This is a genomic window from Lacticaseibacillus chiayiensis (genome assembly GCF_004123795.1).
Lineage (GTDB): Bacteria > Bacillota > Bacilli > Lactobacillales > Lactobacillaceae > Lacticaseibacillus > Lacticaseibacillus chiayiensis.
The window spans coordinates 1-6658 of sequence record NZ_MSSM01000077.1 but is presented as its reverse complement, the minus strand read 5'-3'; the positions used below and the strand labels follow the sequence as shown (position 1 = coordinate 6658).

The 6658-nt window shown below is 47.3% G+C and carries 3 protein-coding genes; 2 read left to right on the top strand and 1 reads right to left on the bottom strand.

Features of this window, described 5'->3' with window-relative positions; all coding sequences use genetic code 11:
- Nucleotides 1-995: 995 nt before the first annotated feature.
- A complete protein-coding gene (locus BVJ53_RS14615) occupies nucleotides 996-3530 on the top strand; it encodes a M1 family metallopeptidase (protein ID WP_129302971.1) in 2535 nt (844 codons plus the stop codon).
- Between the two features lie 441 nt (nucleotides 3531-3971).
- Nucleotides 3972-5414, top strand: coding sequence for an amino acid permease (locus BVJ53_RS14605; protein WP_129302969.1), 1443 nt, complete (start codon nucleotides 3972-3974; stop codon nucleotides 5412-5414).
- Between the two features lie 54 nt (nucleotides 5415-5468).
- On the opposite strand, the gene BVJ53_RS14600 is transcribed toward BVJ53_RS14605, so the two are convergent.
- Nucleotides 5469-6656, bottom strand: coding sequence for a glycoside-pentoside-hexuronide (GPH):cation symporter (locus BVJ53_RS14600; RefSeq protein ID WP_238150193.1), 1188 nt, complete (start codon nucleotides 6654-6656; stop codon nucleotides 5469-5471).
- Nucleotides 6657-6658: the final 2 nt, after the last annotated feature.

The following is a 6658-nucleotide window of genomic DNA, read 5'->3' as shown; positions in this document are numbered from 1 at the left end:
AAAGGTAGAGGAAAACATGGTGAGCGGCAGAGGTAAGCCAGAAAACAATGAATCCAGCGTGAGGTATCCGGCGATCCAAAAACCTAGGAAAGTAAGGATGTGCTTGTAACGTTTTTCAAAGACGTCCTTGTTATTCATTTGAATCACCTTGTTTGTTAAATCCTACAAATCCGCAATGTTGCGATACGATTGGATTTATCATAGGTTGACGATTTTAAGAAACACAAGTAGCACCAAAAGGAGACCCAGTACCATAAAAATCAAGAGAATCAGTTTTGCTGGCAGTTTGACTTTTAGTTTGAAATATTCGTAGATCAAATATCCCATAATGAATAACGGGATGACTACCACAACGATTATATTGAGGATTAGTGATCTATCGGTGAGGTCAAACCCGTTTAAGAGTAAATATCCGGTGTTCCAAAAAATATAAAATCTTAAACAGCATTTGTAGCGCTTTAGGAATACGTCATCGTTATTCATATGAATCTCCCCGCAGTGCACAAGCTAACAGTTAATCAGTCGTTTTGATAAACTCTATCAAACGTGGTTTGCGTGATGTAGTTTGTGTGACTTGAGTTTCTGTAGAATTTGATGCTAGGTAGTTAGCACAGATGTTGCATGCTGAATGTCTTGTATACGGTTACATTGTAGGACGAGTTTCACCACTTCGTCAACAATTGGTTTCTCTATTCAACTCCTTTTATAGAAAAGAAAACGCACATTTTGAAGCAAAAGGTATATATTACTTCGCACAATCTTATTTCGTTATTTTAAAGCGGATCTTATGCTTGAATTGAGGCGGCCAAGTGACGTTCAACCTGAATCATCAACGAGTGACAAACTGGGGAGTAACAAGCACACGAAATCAAATCAAAAAAACTAGTGGAACGCTATCTGAGCTATTGCAACGGTCTAATAACGGGACTTTTCCCTGCCTAGATATCGCACTTGGCGTATAATGAGCGTAATCTAACAATTTGAGGAGGAACGTCATGAGGAGAGCAGCACATTTCTATGAGACTTTTCAACCGTCGCATTACGATCTCTATTTGGACATTAACCGAGAGACCAAGACTATTAGCGGTAAGACTTCGATTATCGGTGAAGCGAAGCAAGCAAACATCGCGGTTCATCAAAAGTATATGAAGATTGAATCCGTTGAGGCGAACAACCAAGCAGTTCCGTTTAAAATGGATGATCCAGCCGAGGCAGTGCGGATCACACTGCCAAAAGCAGGCGATGTGAAGTTGACGATTACCTATACGGCGCCGTTGACGGATACCATGATGGGCATTTATCCGTCTTACTACGAGGTGGATGGTGTCAAGAAGCAAATCATCGGCACCCAGTTTGAAACCACGGCGGCGCGGCAGGCTTTTCCGAGTGTTGACGAGCCGGAAGCCAAGGCTACGTTTGATTTAGCAATTAAATTTGACGAACATCCGGGCGAGACGGTGATCAGCAACATGCCGGAAGTGCGCAAAGAAAATGGCGTTCATTACTTTGACACCACGGTGCGGATGTCGACTTATCTGATTGCATTTGCGTTTGGTGAGTTGCAAAGTAAGCAAACCGAGACCAAGAGTGGCGTTAAGATCGGCGTTTTTGCTACCAAAGCCCACAAACCGAATGAACTGGACTTTGCTTTAGACATTGCAAAGCGCTCGATTGAATTCTACGAAGACTTTTACCAGACGCCTTATCCGTTGCCGCATTCCTGGCAGCTGGCATTGCCGGACTTTTCTGCCGGAGCCATGGAGAACTGGGGGTTGGTCACTTATCGGGAAGCGTTGTTGACGATTGATCCGGATAATACGTCGCTGGAAACGAAGCAGCGTGTTGCAACCGTTATTGCCCACGAGTTAGCGCATCAGTGGTTTGGCGATCTTGTCACGATGAAGTGGTGGGATGATCTCTGGTTAAACGAAAGCTTCGCCAACATGATGGAATATGTCGCGGTGGATGCTTTGCAACCGGACTGGCATATTTGGGAAACGTTCCAGACGCTGGAAGTGCCAATGGCGTTGCAGCGTGATGCCACAGATGGCGTCCAGTCGGTTCACGTTGAAGTTGAGGATCCGGCTGAAATCGATTCAATTTTCGACAGCGCCATTGTTTATGCAAAAGGTGCGCGGATGCTGGTCATGGTCCGCGCGTTGATTGGTGACGATGCCTTGCGTGCTGGCTTGAAAGCGTACTTTGAAGCGCACAAGTTTGGCAATGCCGCGGGAGCTGATCTGTGGGCTGCATTGGGCCAAGCAGCGCATCTTGATGTCGGTAAAATCATGCAATCGTGGCTGGAGCAGCCGGGTTATCCGGTTGTGACCGCAGGGGTGGTTGACGGCAAACTGACCTTGTCGCAAAAGCAGTTCTTCATCGGCGCAGGCAAAGACGTCGGCCGGCAGTGGCAGATTCCGTTGAACAGCAACTATGACGCGGCGCCGCAGATTTTTGCCGATGAGCAGGTGACGTTGGGTGACTATGCGCAACTGCGTCAAGACAGCGGCGAGCCGTTCCGTGTTAACGTTGGCAATAACTCCCATTTCATCGTGCAGTATGATCAAACGCTGCTAACGGATCTTTTGGATCACCTTGACCAATTAAATGCGATTGATCAGCGGCAGCTTTTGCAGGACTTGCGGTTGTTGGCAGAAGGGCGGCAAACGGCTTACGCTAATATCGTGCCGTTGTTACCACGCTTTGCAGAAAGCTACAGTGCCATTGTCGTCAATGCCTTGTATCGCGTGGCCAATGACCTGAAACAATTTGTAACGCCTGATTCTGCAGATGAAGCGCAGTTAAAGGCCTTCTTCAATCAGCTCAGTGCGGGTCAATTTTCACGGCTCGGCTGGACACCAAAAGAAAACGAGACTATCGACGATCAATTAACGCGGCCGTATGTATTGAGCATGGCGCTATATGCCAAAAATGACGCGGCGGTTGCCCAAGGCCACGACCTATTCACCGATAACAAGGACGACTTGCTCCAGCTGCCAGCAGACGTGCGGATGTTTGTTCTGCAGAATGAAGTGAAAAACTTTGGCAACTCGGCGTTGTTCGAGCAATTGCTGACGGCTTACAAGCAGACGACCGATTCGAGTTACAAGGCAGACATTCTCGCCGCTTTGACCAGCACACCCGATGAGGCATTCATCGGTAAAATTGTCGACCAGTTTGAAAACGCCGATACGATCAAGCCCCAGGATTTACGCTCATGGTTCCGCGGCGTGCTGAACAACCACGTAGGCGAACAGGCTGCATGGGACTGGCTGCGCAACGAATGGTCCTGGCTGCAAAAAACAGTCGGTGGCGACATGGAGTTCACAACTTACATCACCGTCATCGCCGGCATTTTCCGAACCGCAAAACGGCTCGAGGAATTCAAAGCTTTCTTCGAGCCAAAATTACCAACGCCAGGCCTGACCCGCGAAATCAAGATGGACACCAGCGTCATCGCCAGCCGAGTCGATTTGATTCAGGCAGAACAACAAGCGGTTAATGACGCGGTTGCTAAGGCGGTTAAGTAATTGTTGAGTGGCAATTAATTTATGTATTCACTAGAAAAGCGGACACACTTTTAATGCGTGTCTGTTTTTTTGTGTTTGTAAGAATAATTCGCGGCAGTTTAAATTTGTAGTGCCAAGGCGGAGCAATCGTAGGCTTTTTGGGGCTCAGCCGTGCAAACAACACAGCGACCGGGCTTTGTCGCTGATGTTGTTAGGCGACTTTGAGACAGCGGGCTTCTGGCTCAAAGCGCCGGAGATTGCGGAGTTTGGCATGGCAACAAATCCTAGTGGTAAGAACTCTTTTCCGTATAAGAACGCGTTATGGCGAAACCGCAACTGCCTTTTTAGAAAAATCTAATCGTTATCTATACATTTTCACGGGAAATAAGGGCGCCCAAACCGGTAAACTGGAGAACAAATTCCTGTTTTTCCAATGGCGGAATTTGTTTGGAGGGACTACACGTGGCAGACACAAAGAAACAACTGCGCTGGTATAACGTGGCTTTGATTGCGTTCGTCTCGGTCTGGGGCCTTGGCAATGTGTTTAACAATTATGCACAACAAGGCCTGTCCGTGGTGACCAGCTGGATTTTGATTATGCTGATTTACTTCGTGCCGTATGCCTTAATCGTCGGTCAGCTTGGTTCGACTTTTAAAGATCAAGCAGGCGGCGTCAGTTCCTGGATCAAGGAGACTGGTAGTGTTCGGCTCGCTTATTACGCGGCATGGACCTACTGGGTGGTGCATATTCCATATCTCGCCCAGAAGCCGCAAGCGATTTTGATTGCGTTAAGCTGGCTGTTCAAGGGCAATGGTAATTTTGTCAACACCGTCTCATCAATGACCGTGTCGCTGATCTGCCTGGCGCTGTTCTTGCTTTTCCTGTGGCTGTCATCGCGCGGATTAACCACCCTGAATCGAATCGGGAGCATGGCCGGTACCGCGATGTTTTTGATGTCGATTCTATTCATCATCTTGGCAGTCACGGCACCTTTGATGGTCAAAGGCGTGCATGTGGCCACTCCGGATATGGGCGATTTGAAGACTTACTTACCGAAATTTGATTTGAATTATTTCACTACGATTTCCATGCTGGTCTTTGCGGTCGGCGGAGCAGAAAAAATTTCGCCTTATGTCAATCACACCAAAAACGCTTCCAAAGAATTTCCGCTTGGGATGTTAGTGCTTGCCGGCATGGTCGCATTTTGTGCCTTGTTGGGATCTTTTGGCATGGGGATGTTGTTTAACAGCCATCATATTCCGACCGACCTCATGGCAAATGGCCCATACACGGCGTTTGCGATGCTTGGCAAGTATTATCACGTGGGCGGCATTTTCGTCATTCTGTATGCGATCGCCAATGCACTCGCTTCGATTTCGGCTTTGGCTTTCTCGATTGATGCGCCACTAAAAATTCTTCTGAGCGATGCAGATCCACATTTTATTCCGAAAAAACTGCGCCGGATTAACAAGAAAGGCACACCAATCAACGGTTACTGGATGACCGGTACGCTGGTTAGCATCTTGATTATTGTGCCGGCTTTAGGTATCGGCAATATGAATGAACTGTACAAATGGTTGCTGAATCTGAATTCAGTCGTCATGCCGCTGCGATATTTGTGGGTCTTTTTAGCCTACTATTTGCTTAATCGCCACCTTGAAAATTACCATGCAGACTATATGTTGGTTAAAAATAAACATGCCGGAATGATGATTGGCGGCTGGTGTTTCTTCTTTACCGCATTTGCCTGCTTGCTGGGCATGTTGCCGAAGATCAGCTATCTGAGCGATCCAGGTACATGGTGGTTCCAAATGGGCCTCAATGTGTTGACGCCGATGGTGCTTTTGGCACTGGGACTGATTTTGCCATTTGTCGCGCGGCGCAATGAAATGGCTGTGAAGTAAAATAAAATATGAGAAAAGATCCGCAACCGAAAATAGTGGCGGATCTTTTTTGACTCAAAGCTGATGTTGTCGAATCGCCGTCAACATCTTTTTTTCCGGGTAAAAATGAATTAACAGTAACAAGATGCCGTAAAGCAGCAGTGGCAACCAGACATAATTCAGATTGATCATGCTGAGGGTGGCAGCATTTTGGGTGGTGTTGGGGACGTAGCCGGTGAGGTCGAAGAGTCCGGCGGTGATGAGGCCGCCGATGCCTAGCCCGAGGTTGACGCCAAAGTCATTGCTTGAAGCAAATAAGCCCTCTGCTTGGGCGCCAAGCGTGATGCCATAGCGAATGGTGTCGGCTAGCATAATCGAAACCAAGCCGACGACCATGCCTTGCCCGATGCTGTTGACCAGGATACCAAGAAATAGCAGCCATAACTGACGTAGATACACGCCACCGGTAATGACAAGTTGACCGATCAAGCCGATAAGCATCCCTAAGCGCATGGTGTGCTTGTTGCCGTGATGTCCGGCAATGCTGATGATCAACAACACGCCGATCAGTGATGAAAACGTAAAACTATTAGCCCAAGAAACCAGATTCTGATGATGCAGCGTGTATTTGAAATAATACACAGTAGTTTGATTCTTGATCGCTGTCAGTAACCAATACGTGAAAATGATCGCTGACAGAATCAACCACGGCTTGTTGTGAATCGCAATTTTGGCAACAGTTTGCAAAGGCTGATGGGCGATTTTTTCTTGAGTGAACCGCTCTCGAATGTGCACAAAAGTATTCAAAATGAGTAGCAAGGAAATGGCGGCAAACAAAGCCATCGTTAAAAGAAAGCCACGCTGATCATTGCCACGGCCAAAAAACGCGACTAACGGTAAGGTGAAGACAGCAACGATAATTTGCACGGAACTGCCAAAGAACTGACGAATGACGCCGAGTAAGGTGAGTTCCTGCTGATTCTGCGTCAACGTTGGCAGAACTGAAGTGATTGGCAGGTTAACGGCGGTGTACAGGAACCCCAAGATAAGATACGTAGCATATGCCCACAGCAGTTTACCGTTTGCGGACCAGTTTGGCGTAACAAATGTCAGTACTGCAAAAATGGCATAAGGCAGCGCGTACCAAAGAAAGAATGGCCGGCTTTTACAGTATGATGATATTGCTTTTGTCCATTTGTATCCCGTGGGACCTGAGCAGAAACCAGCTGCATTTGAGCGGCTGTTAACGGTTTTACTGTTGATTG